We start from the raw sequence: 16,099 nt of genomic DNA on the forward strand, positions 1-16,099 counted from the left end.
GTCGCCCATGAGTCAGGAAGCGTTGCTGTCCGCCGACGATCTTGCGCTGTTGCAACTGGGCCGGCGCTTGCAGGCGGACGGCTATCGATTCGTCACACCGACGCCGCTGACCCATCAGCGGGTCAATCAGCGCGACGAAGGGCAGGCGGTCGACTGTCTGCGCGATATTTTCGGCTGGTCGCGTTCCTTCGAACCCGGATTGCTTTCGGCCGATGAGGAGCGGCAATGGCAGGATGCGCAAATTCTGGAGGCCTGCGATGGGCGTCTGAAGAGTCGGGTGCGCTGGTCGAGTCTGGACGATTTGCTGTTCGTACATTCGGGGTTTCCCACCGAGGCGGCCGATTCGGTGTTCTTCGGCCCGGATACCTACCGCTTCGCCCAATTGATTCACAGCCATTTGCAACAGAGCTTTGCCCCGATCCAGCGCGCCGTGGACATCGGTTGCGGCGCTGGTGTCGGTGCGATTCTGATCGCCCGCGCCCGTCGCCAGGCACAGGTGCTGGCACTTGACATCAATCCCGCGGCGTTGCGCCTGACCACGATCAACGCGGCGCTGGCAGAAGTGGCCAACGTCGAAGTGCTGGCCAGTGACGTGTTGCAAGGCGTGGAGGGCGAGTTCGACCTGATTGTTGCCAATCCGCCCTACATGGCGGATCCGGCGGGGCGCGCTTACCGCCACGGAGGGGGAACGCTGGGAGCCGGGTTGTCGTTGCGCATTGTCGAGCAGGCGCTCAATCGCCTGACGCCCGGAGGCTCGCTGTTGCTCTACACCGGTGTGGCGATGGTCGATGGCCGTGATCCGTTTATTGACACCGTGGTGTCGCGGCTGGATGCAACGAGGTTCGACTGGACTTATCGTGAACTCGATCCCGATGTCTTCGGCGAGGAGTTGCTGAATGTCGGCTATCAACGGGTCGAGCGGATCGCCGTGGTGGCGCTGACCGTGACCCGAACTGGATGAAACAAGGCAGGTGCGCCATGAACAGGAACCTCGACGACTACAACCGCATGCGCGACTTCTCGGCGACCTCGGAACCGGCAGCGGTCAAGCGTCGGGGCAAAAAGGCTGGCGCCGGTCACGCGTTGCAGTTCTGCATCCAGAAGCACGACGCTTCGCACCTGCATTACGACTTTCGCCTGGAGTTGGACGGTGCGCTCAAAAGCTGGGCAGTGCCCAAAGGCCCGTCACTGGATCCCAAGGTCAAGCGCCTGGCGGTGCATGTCGAGGACCACCCTCTGGATTACGCGACATTCGAAGGCACCATTCCGCAGGGGCATTACGGTGCCGGGGACGTGATCGTCTGGGATCGTGGCGTGTGGATCCCGCTGGAGGATCCGCAGGAGGCCTATGCCAAGGGCAAACTCAAGTTCGAGCTGCAGGGCGAGAAGCTTGGCGGCGTGTGGAATCTGGTGCGCACCCACATGCCGGGCAAAAAGGAGCAGTGGTTCCTGATCAAGCATCAGGACAGCGCCGCCCGGCCGCAAAGCGATTACGACGTGCTGGTCGCCGAGCCGGATAGCGTGCTCAGCGAGCGCACCCTTGTCGATAAACCGAGGCTCGACGCCAGGCAAGTCAAACCGCTGAAACAGCCAGCGCGCAAACCTGACTCGGCCAAGCTTGTCGGCGCGCACAAGGCGCGAATCCCCGCCCGGTTGAAACCGCAGCTGGCCACGCTGGTGGACAGCGCTCCGGCAGGGGACTGGAGTTACGAAATCAAATTCGACGGCTACCGGGTCATGGCGCGCATCGATCATCAAACGGTGCAGCTGTTCACCCGTAACGGCCATGACTGGACGCACAAACTGCCGGAGCAGGCTCAGGCACTGGCGGCGCTGGGGCTGGAGTCGGCGTGGCTTGACGGTGAAGTAGTGGTCGCCAACGAAAACGGCATTCCGGATTTTCAAGCGCTGCAGAACGCCTTCGACACCCGCCGCAGCAGCGACATCCTTTATTACCTGTTCGATGTGCCTTACCTCAATGGTGTCGACCTGCGCGAAGTTCCGCTGGAAGAACGGCGGGCAGCGCTGGCCACGGTATTGAAGGCTCACGAACATCCGTTGCTGCGTTTTTCCGAAGCGTTCGACGAAACGCCGCAGGCGTTGCTCAACAGCGCCTGCCAGATGCAGATGGAAGGCTTGATCGGCAAACGTCGCGGCTCGCCCTACGTGTCGCGGCGCAGCAGCGACTGGATCAAGCTCAAGTGCAAACATCGCCAGGAATTCGTGATTGTCGGCTACACCGATCCAAAGGGATCGCGCAGTGCCTTTGGTGCACTGCTGCTCGGTCTGCATGATCGCGACAGCGGCGAGTTACGTTATGCCGGCAAGGTCGGCACTGGCTTTAACGAGGCCACCTTGAAAACCGTGCTTGCCCGGCTCAAGCCGTTGCGCACGAAAAAGACTGCGCTGGCCAACCCGCCCAGTGGATTCGAGGCCAAGGGGGTGCACTGGCTCAAGCCGCACCTGCTGGCGGAGGTGGCGTTTGCGGAAATGACCCGGGAGGGTTCGGTTCGCCATGCCGTGTTCCATGGTCTGCGCGATGACAAACCGGCGCTGGAGATTACGCAGGAGCAAGCGAAACCGATGAAAACTTCAGCCGCGACCCCCCCTGTGAAAAAGCAGGCACCTGCCGCCAAGGCACCCTCTCAGACAGGGATGGTCAGCGGCAAGGTCAGAATCACTCACTCGGACCGCGTGATCGACGCCAGCAGCGGCACCACCAAGATGCAACTGGCCGAGTACTATGCCAGCGTCGCCGAGTGGATCCTGCCTCAACTCAAGGATCGGCCCGTGGCGCTGGTGCGGGCACCGGAAGGCATTGCCGGCGAACTGTTCTTCCAGAAAAACGCCGAAAACCTGGCGATTCCCGGCATCCGCTTGCTGGACAAGCACGTCACCGGACAACCGGTGATGCTGATCAACAACGTCGAAGCGCTGATCGGTGCGGTGCAGATGAGCACCGTCGAACTGCACACCTGGAACGCCACCACGGTGGATCTGGAAAAGCCTGACCGCTTTGTTCTCGATCTGGACCCGGATCCGGCACTGCCGTGGAAAAGCATGGTTGAAGCCACCGCCCTGACTCTGACCGTGCTGGATGAACTGGGCCTCAAGGCTTTCCTGAAGACCAGTGGAGGCAAGGGTATTCACCTGGTGGTGCCGCTGACGCGCAAGCATGGCTGGGACGAGGTGAAGGATTTCAGCCATGCCATCGTCAATCATATGGCTCGGCTGTTGCCGGAGCGGTTTTCAGCGGTGTCGGGGCCGAAGAACCGTGTGGGGCGGATTTTCATCGATTACCTGCGCAACGGCCTGGGCGCCACGACCATTTGTGCCTACGCCGCCCGCACCCGGGAAGGGCTGCCGGTATCGGTGCCGCTGTTCCGTGAGGAAGTCGGCGAGATCAAAGGCGCTGACCGGTGGAATGTGCACAACGTTCATGAGCGCCTGGCGGACGTCGGCGATGAGCCCTGGGCGAACATGAAGAAAACCCGACAGAGCATTACCGCCGAGATGCGCAAACGGGTCGGCCTGAAAAAGTGATCAGGCGTCGCGCAGCAAGTCATGGGCGTTGAGCAGTTCGAAGGCGATTTCCGGGTGTCTTTCCAGCCCCCGGCGAATGGCGGCCGGGATCGCCTGGCGAGTCTTGCGACACAGGCCCGGCAGTTCAGCGATTTCGATGGCGATACCGCGCATGGTCCGCACTTCGTTGGAACCCGGAGCGATGTCCATGCGAATGCCCAACTGATCGAACATCCGCTGTCGCAGGCGTTCGAGGTCAGCCAGGCTTTGCAGGTTTTCCAGGCGTTCGAGCAGGCGCTTTTCTTCCTGCCGCGTGAGCAAAAGTATGCGCAGATCCGCGCCGGGCATTTCCAGCAACGGATCGCGCCCGCAAATGCAGGCGCCGGGCGGGCAGGGGGAGCGGATCGGGGCGGCAATCGTCATGGCCTCCATCATAGAGGCCGTTCGACGGTTTTGCCCATGGTCGCCCGGCTGCCGTCCATCGGCAGAACGCAGAGGTGGCAAATCCGTCAGCCACCGTCGTCGAGCGCGTGGCTGTTACTGCGACAGACCTTCGTAGTGGACCAGGATCGCATTGGCCAGCTCTTCATCGCTGGCGTTCAAGCCCGGGTTTTCCTGACGAACCTGTTGCAGCACCGATTCCAGATACACGCCACGGATGGCACCGCCGCTGGCGACGAATGCGGACAGGTCGTCACGGGCCGGAATCACCATTTTGTGATCCTTGAAGGTGGAATACAGCGACGCGGAAACACCGGCCGAGGTGGCGACATCCCCTGCATCCACACGGGCGAAGGCTGAGCCAAAAGGCAGGCAGAGCATGAGAGACGAAACAAGTAATAAACGACGCATGACGGTGTTCCTCCAGCAGCGTAAAGCGAAAAGGAAGTACCACATAATGTGAGAGGTGCGGCGTGACCGGTAGTTCCGTGCAAGATGGCGGGTGGTCGCCGCACAAAGTGAGACCTGGTGCACAGTCTTCGAGGGCGCGGGGCGGGTGCTGACACACATTGCGACGCTCTGGCGCGGCAGGCGGGTGGAAATGAGCTTAACTGAAACGCTGAAAGGCTCATTTCAGGGCGCTCCCGGAGGATCCACCGTGTCGATCAAACTGCGTTTGGTGCTGCTGATTGCGACCAGCCTGCTGACAGCGCTGATCGTGAGTCTGGTCAGTTATGTCGGCAACCAGCGGATGGCGTCGGCAGTCAGTGACAACGCCGTCAGCATGAGTGCGCTGCGCAATCACATGGAAGCCGACATGATGCATGACGCCCTGCGCGCCGACGTCTATTCGGCCATGCTGGTGGGGCTGGGCAAGAGCAACGGCACGGCGGACGAGGTGCGCCGATCCGTAGAGGAGCATGCCGCGCATTTTCGCGATGTCCTCGGCGAGAACCTCAAACTGCCCCTGGACGCCACGATCCGGGCTGCGCTGGAGCAGATCAAGCCAAGCCTCGACACTTATATCGACGCGGGCGAGCGGATTGTCGGGCTGGCGCTGGCCAACCCCGACACGGCGCAGCACGAACTCGGTACGTTCAGCGCCGCGTTCAGCCAGCTTGAAGAACAGATGGCGTCCTTGAGCGAACTGATCGAAACCAGTACCCGGCAGACCAGCCAGGGCACCGAGGCGGCGATCCGCAACGCCAACATCGCCCTCGGCATTGTGCTGATCGCCAGCCTGTTGCTGCTGTTGGTTCAGGGACGCTGGGTGATCCTGAGCATCACCGGCCCGCTGAAAACCGCCAGCCGCATTGCCGAGAGCATTGCTCATGGCAACCTCAGCGAGCCGATCGCCGAGCCGTCCGGCAAGGACGAAGCCAGCGCGCTGATCCGCACGCTGGCCACCATGCAGCGGGATCTGCGGGAAATGATCGATGTGGTGCGGCGCAATGCCCACGGCGTCAGTGGCATGAGCGAGCAACTGAGCCACGGCTGCCATCGGGTGGCGGACAGCAGCCAGCAACAAAGCACCGCCGCCGGCACCATGGCCGCTGCCGCGAGCCAGATGACCGCCAGCATCGAAGAAATCACCCGCCACGCCGAACGGGCCCTGAGCATGGCCAGTCAGGCCGAATCACTGGCCAAGAACGGCGGGCAGGTGATCCATCAAGTGGTCAGCGACATGGACGACATCGCCCGCTCCGCCCAGCAGTCGGCGCAGGTGATCCGCACCCTGGATCATGAGTCCGAAGGCATCTTCAACATCATTCAGGTGATCAAGAGCATCGCCGACCAGACCAACCTGCTGGCGCTCAATGCGGCCATTGAAGCGGCCCGGGCGGGTGAGCAGGGCAGAGGTTTTGCCGTGGTCGCCGATGAAGTGCGCAGCCTGGCTGCCCGCACCAGCGCCTCGACCCAGGAAATCGCTGCGATGGTCGCCCGCATCCAGAACAGTACCCGTGAGGCGGTCAGCAGCATGGAGGCGGGTGTGGCTCAAGTCGACAAGGGGATGGCCGTCACCGCCGACGTCGAACGGGCCATCCGCGAAATCCTCGACGCCACCCTCAACACCACGCAACTGGTCAACGACATTACCCGCACCATCGGCGAACAGAGCCAGGCCAGCAACGAAATCGCCCATCAGGTGGAGATGATCGCCGGCATGTCGGAAGGCAACAGCAAGGTGATCGGCGAGACAGCGAATACGACGGACGAGTTGTCGAATCTGGCGGGGCGGCTGGCGCAGTCGGTGGATCGATTCCGGTTGTGACCCGGGCGCCGTCAACCTCATTTGTAACCAGTGCAAGGCCGCAGGCGGGTGGGGAAAGGACGGTCAAATGGCTGAATGGCTTCAGCCAGAGGCATTGTCGGGGTCATGTTCGGTGGGCATCAGCCGATAAGTCATCAGGCGGATAAAGACCATCAAGTCGGGAACAGACGCGCGGGTTTGCCCTGACGTGATATTCTTCGCGCCACTTGGTTTGACCTAATTCAGTCTGGCGCGCTTTTCGGCGGGCCGACCGAACCCCTGTCGCTCAAGTAGCTGAAGCCAATAATGATAAGAAGTCAGTTCAGAAGGGACATATAACTGAGGTCGACGCAGCCTGTCGGCCTTGTGTGCCCACCCGTCAAAATTGAAGTGTGCCGGAACCCGCGACGCTGGCCTGAGTGTCGCGAAAAGAGGGGGAATGCATACGTACAACAGCGGCGGGCGGAAGGCGTTTTATCATAGGTGCAACGGATGTTTAAAAAAGTGAACACAGCCCTGCTGGGTCTGGCTTTGGCGATGGGGATGACATCCGCCAATGCTGACGAAGCAAAAAAAGTCGACGTCCTGCTGATCGGCGGCGGCATCATGAGCACCACCCTTGGTGTGTGGATCAATGAGCTGGAGCCAAGCTGGTCGATGGAAATGGTCGAGCGCCTCGACGGCGTCGCCCTGGAAAGCTCCAACGGCTGGAACAACGCCGGTACCGGTCACTCGGCGCTGGCCGAGCTGAACTACACCCCGGAAGACGATAAGGGCAACGTAACGATCCCGAAAGCCGTCGAGATCAACGAAGCGTTCCAGGTCTCCCGTCAGTTCTGGGCCTGGCAGGTTCAGCAAGGCGTTCTGAAGAACCCTCGCTCGTTCATCAACACCACTCCGCACATGAGCTTCGTGTGGGGCGATGACAACATCAAGTTCCTGAAAAAGCGCTACGAAGCCCTGCAGGCGAGCCCGCTGTTCGCCGGCATGCAGTACTCCGAAGACCCGGCCGTGATCAAGAAGTGGGTTCCGCTGATGATGGAAGGGCGTGACCCGAACCAGAAAATCGCGGCCACCTGGAGCCCGCTGGGCACCGACATGAACTTTGGCGAAATCACCCGCCAGTTCGCCAGTTACCTGCAGACCAAGCCTAACTTCGATCTGAAACTGTCGAGCGAAGTACAGGACATCACCAAGAATGCCGATGGTACCTGGCGCGTCAGCTACAAGAACCTGAAAGACGGCACCAAGACTGAAACCGACGCCAAGTTCGTGTTCATCGGCGCCGGTGGCGGTGCCCTGCACCTGCTGCAGAAGTCCGGTATCGAAGAAGCCAAGGAATACGCTGGCTTCCCGGTAGGCGGCTCGTTCCTGGTGACCGATAACCCGGCCATCGCCGAACAGCACCTGGCCAAGGCTTACGGTAAGGCTTCGGTTGGTGCGCCTCCGATGTCCGTTCCGCACCTGGACACCCGCGTCCTGGACGGCAAGCGCGTCATCCTGTTTGGCCCGTTCGCAACCTTCAGCACCAAGTTCCTGAAGGAAGGTTCGTACCTGGACCTGCTGACCAGCACCACCACCCACAACATCTGGCCTATGACCAGGGTCGGCATCAAGGAATACCCGCTGGTCGAGTACCTGGCCGGTCAACTGATGCTGTCGGATGAAGACCGTCTGAACGCGCTGAAGGAATACTTCCCGAACGCGAAAGCCGAAGACTGGCGCCTGTGGCAAGCCGGCCAGCGCGTGCAGATCATCAAGCGTGATGAAGCCGCTGGCGGCGTGCTGAAACTGGGCACCGAGATCGTTGCTTCGAAAGACGGCTCCATCGCCGGTCTGCTGGGCGCATCGCCAGGCGCATCGACCGCTGCACCGATCATGCTGAGCGTGCTGCAGAAAGTCTTCAAGGACAAGGTCGCTACCCCTGAGTGGCAGGCCAAGCTGCACCAGATCGTTCCAAGCTACGGAACCCAGCTGAACAACGATCCGGCCAAAGTGGCCGAAGAGTGGGCTTACACCGCCAAGATCCTGCAACTGCCAACGCCACCGGCGATTGGCCAGGCTGCACCTGCGGCGGCACCTGCTTCGGCTGAAAAGCCACAGGCTCCGAAAGAAAGTGCTGCACGTGACATGGCTCTGTAATTAGACGCCTGACACACAAAGCCCACTGAACCGGTGACGGTCAGTGGGCTTTTTTGTGCCCGGACTTCAGGCTTTGGCGTTTGCCAGATAAGCCCCCAGGCGCCGGCCCATTTCCTCCCCCAGCGCCTGCAACCCGCTCAACGGCCGCACCATCACTTCGAACTCGACGATCTTCCCCTGTTCATCGAAGCGGATCATGTCGATACCCTTGAGCTCCTTCGACCCAACCTTTGCGCTGAACTCCAGCACTACGTTCAAGCCATCCGCCGTCGCCAGTTCACGGTGGTATTTGAAGTCTTCGAATACGTTGAACACAGTGTTGAGGATCATCGAGACCACCGGTGCGCCGGGGTAAGGCGTGTGGGCCATCGGCGAGCGAAACACGGCTTGTGGATCGAGCAGGTCGGGCAGGGCTTTCAGGTTGCCGGTACGGATCATGTCATGCCAGCGGTTCAGGGATTCGGCGGCGTTGGGGTGCAGGTTCAGCTTGGACATGGTTTCACTCCTGTATTTTTGTTGTTCTTTGCGTGGCGCCCATGACTCTAGATCAAAGCGGCGCAATGGAAACCCTCTGTATCGATCTGAATGTCGACACATGAGTGCGCCAAATCCATCTGATCCGCTTTTTCCTGTTGAATCTGCATCTGTAACCGTCTCAGCCAAGCGCCCAGAATAGCCCTGCGGTTCGGCCACATGGCACGCGCTTCATTCCGAAGCGCCCGGTGCGCCGGACATTCAGTATTCAGGAGGCCTTCATGGCTAAGATGGCGTTTTTCCTCGGCGGCTTTCTCGTGTTGACCATCATGATCGGCGTCCTGGCCACGATTTCACCGGTCTGAGCCGTCCCTCGCCAGTCGGTTTCCGCAGGCCCGGACGGGTGTCGGCACAGGATCCGGACTAAACCGGGGTATCCCTTCACTGGGGTACCCATCGTGGCGCCCAAGTCATGGACTCTGCGCACGATCAGGGTGGGTGCCGATGGCGGCGAGCGGGCGATGCGTCGACCGAAGTGAGGTGTCAAGGCGCGCCGAACAACATCGTCCAGTACACACCGTTGTCACTGCGGGCATCACTGGCAAAACCGGCGCCGACCTGGGTGAACATCGGGTTCATCAGGTTGGCGCAGTGTCCGGGGCTGGCGAGCCAGCCGGCCATCGCACTGCCCGGTGAGCTTTGCCCGGCGGCGATGTTCTCGCCGATCTGCCGCCCACGGTAACCGGCGGATCGGGCACGATCCGCCGGCATGTCGCCGTCCGGGTCCTGGTGAGCGAAGTAGTTGCCGTAGGCCATGGCCTTGCTGTGGCCCTGAGCCGCGGCGCCGAGGGACGGGTTCCAGCTCAGAGGCCGGGCAGCGGCGAAACGCTGGCGTCCGCACAGGCGCGGCCGGGCGCGGGCAGCGTTGACTTGCGCCAGCAGGGCCTTGCCGACGCTGCGGTTGTCACCCATGCGACTGTCGATCAGCGGACGGGCCAGCACCACTTGCCATTCGCTGCGGGCGTGGCTGATACCGATGTCGGCATACTGCGCATCCAGCAGCGCGCTGCAATGTTCGTCCTGCAACTGATCGAACGCCTCTTCGGCATCCTCGGCCCCGACAATGCGGATGCTGCGCACGGCCACTGCCGCATAACCGGAAGACTTCAACTGCTCGCGCAACCCGCCGCCGTAGCCATAGCCGATGGGCAACGCAATGTTCTGCTTGAGCGCCAGCGGCGCCAGGCGTTGTGCCGGGCGTCGGTCACAGCGTTGCGGATGGGCGCGCAGGTCATTGATGGCGGCCGCCAGTTGTCGTTCCGCGCCGGCATGGGCGGTGGGGGCTAGCAGAGGGGAGAGGAGCAACAGGCACAGCGATACGAAGCGAGACGAACGAGCGGCGTGGCGCATGGGACGCAAGACTCTGAAAAATACAGCGCTGACAGGGAGTTAACCGCGAATGCGGCGCGCGTAGGACTGGCCTTTCTGCACTTGGTTCACGGGACGCCCAGGGCTTTGTCAGGACGCCGACGAACTGCGCAAGGGGCACTCAGCGGTTCAGCACATCCTTCATCCATTGCAGGTATTGCGGGCGCTCGGAAATTGAATTGTGCGTCGCCTCCGTCACCACTTTCAGGGTCGCCACACCATCCGGGAAATTGCGCAGCAGGCGTTCGCTACTGCCCCGTGGCACCACCTCATCATCGCTCGCTGCCAGCAGCAGGGTTGGCGCACGGATATGCTCGGCGTACTTGCCCGATTCGTAACGCTCCTTGAGCAGCCATTTCACCGGCACCCACGGGTAATGCCGGACGGCGAGTTCCTGGAGGCTGTTGAAGGGCGTGACCAGAATCAGCCGCGTTACCGGCCGCTGACTGGCCAGCCGCACCGCGACGCCGGAACCGAGGCTGCGCCCGATCAGCGCAATCTGCGGATGCCTGGCAAACACCTGATCGAAAAGCCCCACAGCATCCCGGGCAATCGCTTCTTCGGACGGCGAACCGTCACTGCCACCAAAACCGCGATAGTGCAGCAGGTAGATCGCGTGGTCGGGAAACGCCTCGGAAAATGCCGGCAGATTGCGCGAGACGTCCTCGGCATTGCCACCGAAATAGATCAACGCCCGTGCTCCGGAATGCTCGCGGACACTGACGCGAATGTTCGCGTCGGGCATTGTCAGGGTCATCCGCGATTCCGCCGAATCCATTGAACCTGACGGCGGAAAATAGATCAGCGAGCGCTGGAACACGAACAGTGCTGCACACAGGATCAGGTACAGGGCCAGCAGCAAAGCGACGAGTGACATCAGGATTCTGGACATTCGACTAACTTTAACGGGACGTGAGGGGTCGCCCATGCAGTGTAGTTGAGCCTTCCCCGGTGACCGCCGCCGCACACAAGGTGCAACAGATCCGCGCAACAGAGGTGCGAGCATGAGCCACACTGAGGGTTGTTCCCGTCGCCGCCTGCTCAAACTGGCAGCCGGGGTCACCGCGCTATTCACTGTTGACCGGGCGTTGGCTGCCGCCACGTCGTCGAGTGCCCCTGGAGGCCAGACCATGCAGACCCGCGCCATTCCTTCCAGCTCCGAGCTACTGCCCCTGGTAGGGCTGGGCACTTATCGCGGCTTCGACGTCGCGCCCGGCGAACCGGCCTATAAACAATTACCGGCGGTGCTCGACGAGTTGTTCAGAAAGGGCGGCACGCTGATTGACAGCTCACCGATGTATGGCCGCGCCGAAGAAACCACCGGCGAGCTGTTGTCGATTCACGAACCCCGTTCACCGGCGTTTCTGGCAACCAAGGTGTGGACCCGGGGACGCGAGGAGGGCATCGCGCAGATGGAGAACTCCTTCCGCCTGCTGCGCACCGATCGCATCGACCTGATGCAGATCCATAACCTGCTGGACTGGCAAACTCATCTGCCGACGCTGCGCGAATGGAAGGAACAGGGCCGCATCCGTTACATCGGCATCACCCATTACACGCCCTCGGCCTACGAGGAAGTGGAAGCGGTGTTGAAGGCCGAGCCGCTCGACTTCCTGCAGATCAACTACGCCCTCGATGACCGTGGCGTGGAAAAACGCATCCTGCCGTTGTGCCGCGAACGCGGGGTGGCAGTGATCTGCAACCGGCCGTTTGGCGGCGGCGGGCTGCTGGCCCGGCTCAAGGGCAAGCCCCTGCCGGGCTGGGTGTCGGACGTGCAGGTGAGTAGTTGGCCGCAACTGGCGCTGAAGTTTTTGCTCTCGAACACGGCGGTGACTTGTGTCATCCCGGGCACCGGCAACCCGCGTTACATGGCCGACAATGCCGGCGCCGGGTTCGGGTCGATGCTGACTGATGCGCAGCGGCAGCAGTTGATTGCTCTGGTGGGGTAATTTCCATCGCAGGAGTGAATAGCGCACCAGCACCCCATGCTAGCGCGCTAGCGAATTCAGATCATCGGCGGCAGCGAATCGAGAATCTTGTCCAGGGTAATCGGATACTCCCGCACCCGCGCCCCGGTGGAGTTGTAGATTGCATTCGCCACCGCCGCGCTGACCCCGCAGATGCCCAGTTCGCCCACGCCTTTGGCCTTCATCGGCGAAGAGATCGGGTCGGTTTCATCGAGGAAGATCACCTCCTGATGCGGGATGTCCGCATGCACCGGCACTTCGTAGCCGGCCAGGTCGTGATTGACGAAAAAGCCCAGGCGCTTGTCCACCGACAGCTCCTCCATCAGCGCCGCCCCGACGCCCATGGTCATCGCGCCGATCACCTGGCTGCGGGCGGATTTCGGGTTGAGAATCCGCCCGGCAGCACAGACCGCGAGCATCCGCCGTACACGCACTTCGCCGGTAGCGGCATCGACCGCGACTTCGACGAAATGCGCACCGAACGTCGATTGCTGATACTGCTTGGCGAGGTCGGCGAATTCGATGCTGTCCTCGGCTTCGATCGCACCGTTTTGCGCGGCATCGCGTAACGGCACGTGTTTGTTGCCGAGCTGCACCTGGCCATCGGCGAACACCGCGTCCGCCTCGGTCATGCCCAGTTTCGTCGTCACCGCTTCGCGCAGCTTCATGCACGCGGCGTAGACCCCGGCGGTCGAGCAATTGGCGCCGAACTGGCCGCCGGAGCCGGACGACACCGGAAAACTCGAATCCCCCAGATGCACCACCACATCATCCAGGCCCACACCCATCATCTCGGCGGCGGTCTGGGCGATGATGGTGTAGCTGCCCGTGCCGATATCGGTCATGTCGGTTTCCACGGTGATCTTGCCGTCACGCTCCAGCCGAACTCTTGCGCCGGATTTCACCAGCAGGTTATTGCGAATCGCCGCGGCCACGCCCATGCCGATCAGCCAGCGACCTTCGCGACGTGTGCCGGGCGTTGCATTGCGTTTGTCCCAGCCGAAGTGTTCGGCGCCGGTCTGCAGGCATTCGATCAGGCGTCGTTGGGAGAACGGTCGCTCGGTTTTTACCGGATCGACCTGGGTGTCGTTGAGGATGCGGAACTGGATCGGATCGAGTTTGAGTTTTTCCGCCATCTCGTCCATGGCGATCTCCAGCACCATCAGCCCCGGAGTTTCTCCGGGGGCACGCATGGCGTTGCCTTCCGGCAGATCCAACGGCGCCAGGCGCATGCTCACCAGACGATTTTCCCCGGCGTAGAGCAACTGACTCGGCTGCGCGGCGACTTCGACCTTGCCCTCGGCCAGGTTGCCCGACCAGCCTTCGTGGGCGATGGCGGTGAGTTTGCCGTCCGCCGTGGCGCCCAGGCGGATGCGCTGGATGGTGGCGGGGCGGTGAGTGGTGTTGTTGGCGATCTGCGGGCGGGCGAGGGCGACCTTCACGGGTCGGTTGGCCAGGCGTGCGCCGAGTGCGGCGAGGATCGTGTCGGCGCGGATGAACAGCTTGCCGCCGAATCCACCGCCAATGTAGGGCGAGATCAATCGCACCTTGTCCTTGGGCAGGCCGAGGGTGGTGGCGATGTCACCGACGCTCCAGGCGATCATCTGGTTCGAGGTCCACAGGGTCAGTTGATCGCCTTGCCATGCAGCGAGGGTCGAGTGGGGTTCCATCATCGCGTGGGACTGGTCCGGGGTGCTGTAGGTCTGGTCGAACTGCACCGGGGCGGCGGCAAAAGCGGTGGCGAAATCGCCGTGTCTGACGTCCGGCAATTCTTCCTTCGGCTCCACACCCTGATCCCGCACAGTGGCCAGATCGAACTGGCCTTTGTCTGTCGCGTACTCGACATGCACAAGCTGCGCGGCAGCGCGGGCCTGTTCGAAGGTTTCGGCGATCACCAGTGCCACCGCCTGGTGATAGTGCTGCACCTCGGGGCCGGCCAGCAGGTGCGCGGCGTTGTATTTGCCCTTGCCGAGTTTGCCGGCATTGGCAGAGGTCACGATGGCCAGAACCCCGGGGGCAGCCTGGGCCTTGTCCAGATCCATGCGCGTGATACGACCCTTGGCGATGGCTGCACCGACCATGACGCCGTAAGCCTGATTTTTTGCCGCTTCGTGTTGTTCGTAAGCGTAGGGCGCCTGACCGCTGGTTTTCAGCGGGCCTTCGATGCGGTCGGTGGGTTTGCCGATGACTTTCAATTGGTCAATCGGATTGGTGGCGGCGGGCGTGTCGAATTTCATGCTTCGTCCCTCGCTTGGGCCAGCACCGAGGCGAGCGTGCGCTCCACCAGCGTCAGCTTGAACCGGTTGTCATGGGTGGGTGTGGCGCCGTCGAGCAGGCGCGCACTGACGGCTTTCGCGCCTTGGGGCAGCAGCGCTTCTGCGGCCTCGACACGCCAGGGTTTCGGGGCGATGCCGCCGACGGCGATGCGGCCGCTGCCGTCCTTTTGCAGAATCAACCCGACAGAGACCAGCGCGAAGGCATAGGACGAACGGTCCCGCACCTTGTGATAGACATGGGTGCCGCCAACCGGGGCGGGCAGGGTAACGCCGGTGATCAATTCGCCGGCCGTGAGTGCGGTTTCGATATGCGGGGTATCGCCGGGCAAAGCGTGGAAATCGGCCATGGCGATGCGTCGGGTGCTGCCGTCGGGTTTGAGGGTTTCGATCTGCGCATCCAGCGCACGCAGGGCAACTGCCATGTCGCTCGGGTGCGTGGCGATGCAGGCGTCGCTGACGCCGATGATCCCCAGTTGCCGGGTGACCCCGCCAATCGCCGCGCAGCCACTGCCGGGATTGCGTTTGTTGCAGGCCTGGTTGGTGTCGTAGAAATACGGGCAGCGCGTGCGTTGCAGCAGGTTGCCAGCGGTGGTTGCCATGTTGCGCAACTGCCCCGAGGCCCCGGCCAGCAAGGCCCGGGAGAGCAGGGCGTAGTCTTTGCGCACGCGCGAGTCGGCGGCCAGATCGGTGTTGCGCACGAGTGCGCCGATGCGCAAACCGCCCTCGGGGGTGGCTTCGATCCCGTCGAGTCCCAGGTGGTTGACGTCGATCAGGTGCTGCGGCGTTTCGATGTCGAGTTTCATCAAGTCCAGCAGGTTGGTGCCGCCGGCGATGAACCGCGCGCCTTGCGTTTGCGCCGCTTGTGCTGCGGCTGCGGCGGGGGAGTCGGCGCGACTGTAATTGAACGCTCTCATGCCGATACCTCCGCGACTTCGCTGATGGCTTCGATGATGTTGGAGTAGGCGCCGCAACGGCAGAGGTTGCCGCTCATGCGTTCCTGCAACTCGCTGGCGATCAGTTGCGGCGGCTCGGTCAGGCTGGGGCTGGCGTGGCTGGGAATGCCGTCGCGGATTTCCTTGAGCACCGCCACCGCCGAGCAGATCTGCCCCGGTGTGCAATAACCGCACTGATAACCGTCATGCTTGATGAACGCGGCTTGCATCGGATGCAACCGGTCCGGCATGCCGAGGCCTTCGATGGTGGTGACCTTGGCGCCGTCCTGCATAACGGCCAGGGTCAGGCACGAGTTGATCCGCCGGCCATCGACAATCACCGTGCAGGCACCGCACTGGCCGTGGTCGCAGCCTTTTTTGCTGCCGGTCAGGTGCAGGTGTTCGCGCAAGGCGTCGAGCAGCGTGGTGCGGGTATCGATATCAAGGGTCTGCGGCTTGCCGTTGACCTCAAGCGTCACTTTGGTCATGGCCGGTTGCTCCAGATTGGCCGCGTAGGCCTTGAGGCTGATGAAGGGCGGTAGCGCAAACGCGGTTGCGGTCACGGCGCCGAGAATCAGGAACCGGCGTCGGGACATCTCCGATGGCGGATGGTCGTTCATGGCTGGGCTTCCTCTGATCAGGTCGGCGGATTGCAAATAACCCGCA

At 62.3% G+C, this 16,099-nt stretch carries 12 protein-coding genes and 2 pseudogenes; 6 read left to right on the top strand and 8 right to left on the bottom strand.

From position 1 onward, the window contains the following. Positions 1–7: 7 nt before the first annotated feature. On the top strand, positions 8–961 hold the full coding sequence (locus tag C6Y56_RS10695) for a methyltransferase (RefSeq protein WP_169429823.1): 954 nt from the start codon (positions 8–10) through the stop codon (positions 959–961). 17 nt (positions 962–978) lie between these two features. Continuing rightward, entirely contained in the window at positions 979–3,543 is a 2,565-nt protein-coding gene (gene ligD, locus C6Y56_RS10700; RefSeq protein WP_169429824.1) for a DNA ligase D, read from the top strand. Here ligD and C6Y56_RS10705 read toward each other — a convergent pair whose 3' ends face one another. Then, positions 3,544–3,945 carry a hypothetical protein gene (locus C6Y56_RS10705; protein WP_169429825.1) on the bottom strand — a complete coding sequence of 134 codons (402 nt, stop codon included), beginning with the start codon at positions 3,943–3,945 and terminating at the stop codon, positions 3,544–3,546. A 114-nt stretch (positions 3,946–4,059) separates the two neighbouring features. Further along, complete coding sequence (locus tag C6Y56_RS10710) at positions 4,060–4,374, bottom strand: DUF2388 domain-containing protein (protein ID WP_169429826.1); 315 nt, start codon at positions 4,372–4,374, stop codon at positions 4,060–4,062. A 190-nt stretch (positions 4,375–4,564) separates the two neighbouring features. Here C6Y56_RS10710 and C6Y56_RS29540 point away from each other — a divergent pair. From C6Y56_RS29540 to mqo, 3 genes and pseudogenes are all read left to right on the top strand, one after another. Continuing rightward, positions 4,565–5,332, top strand: a pseudogene (locus C6Y56_RS29540) (MCP four helix bundle domain-containing protein); the annotation flags it as partial. A 309-nt stretch (positions 5,333–5,641) separates the two neighbouring features. Further along, a pseudogene (locus tag C6Y56_RS29545) lies at positions 5,642–6,235 on the top strand (methyl-accepting chemotaxis protein); the annotation flags it as partial. Between the two features lie 471 nt (positions 6,236–6,706). After that, positions 6,707–8,356 carry a malate dehydrogenase (quinone) gene (gene mqo, locus C6Y56_RS10720; RefSeq protein ID WP_169429828.1) on the top strand — a complete coding sequence of 550 codons (1,650 nt, stop codon included), beginning with the start codon at positions 6,707–6,709 and terminating at the stop codon, positions 8,354–8,356. 66 nt (positions 8,357–8,422) lie between these two features. Here mqo and C6Y56_RS10725 read toward each other — a convergent pair whose 3' ends face one another. The 3 genes from C6Y56_RS10725 to C6Y56_RS10735 form a co-directional block, all read right to left on the bottom strand. Further along, positions 8,423–8,851 (bottom strand): nuclear transport factor 2 family protein, encoded by a 429-nt coding sequence (locus C6Y56_RS10725; protein WP_169429829.1) that lies wholly within the window; start codon positions 8,849–8,851, stop codon positions 8,423–8,425. 522 nt (positions 8,852–9,373) lie between these two features. After that, positions 9,374–10,240, bottom strand: coding sequence for a CAP domain-containing protein (locus tag C6Y56_RS10730; RefSeq protein ID WP_169429830.1), 867 nt, complete (start codon positions 10,238–10,240; stop codon positions 9,374–9,376). 139 nt (positions 10,241–10,379) lie between these two features. Then, positions 10,380–11,150, bottom strand: a complete 771-nt coding sequence (locus C6Y56_RS10735) for an alpha/beta hydrolase (RefSeq protein ID WP_169429831.1) — start codon at positions 11,148–11,150, stop codon at positions 10,380–10,382. Positions 11,151–11,262: 112 nt separating this feature from the next. Here C6Y56_RS10735 and C6Y56_RS10740 point away from each other — a divergent pair, with 112 nt between their 5' ends. Beyond that, positions 11,263–12,207 carry an aldo/keto reductase gene (locus C6Y56_RS10740; RefSeq protein WP_169429832.1) on the top strand — a complete coding sequence of 315 codons (945 nt, stop codon included), beginning with the start codon at positions 11,263–11,265 and terminating at the stop codon, positions 12,205–12,207. Between the two features lie 56 nt (positions 12,208–12,263). Here the strand turns inward: C6Y56_RS10740 and paoC are convergent, their stop codons facing one another. Genes paoC through paoA form a run of 3 tightly spaced genes read right to left on the bottom strand, consistent with a single transcriptional unit; the run spans position 12,264 to position 16,053 of the window. Then, on the bottom strand, positions 12,264–14,462 hold the full coding sequence (gene paoC / locus C6Y56_RS10745) for an aldehyde oxidoreductase molybdenum-binding subunit PaoC (RefSeq protein ID WP_169429833.1): 2,199 nt from the start codon (positions 14,460–14,462) through the stop codon (positions 12,264–12,266). Beyond that, positions 14,459–15,415 (bottom strand): FAD binding domain-containing protein, encoded by a 957-nt coding sequence (locus C6Y56_RS10750; RefSeq protein WP_169429834.1) that lies wholly within the window; start codon positions 15,413–15,415, stop codon positions 14,459–14,461. The genes paoC and C6Y56_RS10750 overlap by 4 nt, the downstream gene beginning before the upstream one ends. Beyond that, positions 15,412–16,053, bottom strand: coding sequence for an aldehyde dehydrogenase iron-sulfur subunit PaoA (gene paoA / locus C6Y56_RS10755; protein WP_169429835.1), 642 nt, complete (start codon positions 16,051–16,053; stop codon positions 15,412–15,414). The genes C6Y56_RS10750 and paoA overlap by 4 nt, the downstream gene beginning before the upstream one ends. Positions 16,054–16,099: the final 46 nt, after the last annotated feature.

The sequence above is a fragment of the Pseudomonas fluorescens genome (assembly GCF_012974785.1).
GTDB lineage: Bacteria > Pseudomonadota > Gammaproteobacteria > Pseudomonadales > Pseudomonadaceae > Aquipseudomonas > Aquipseudomonas fluorescens_BT.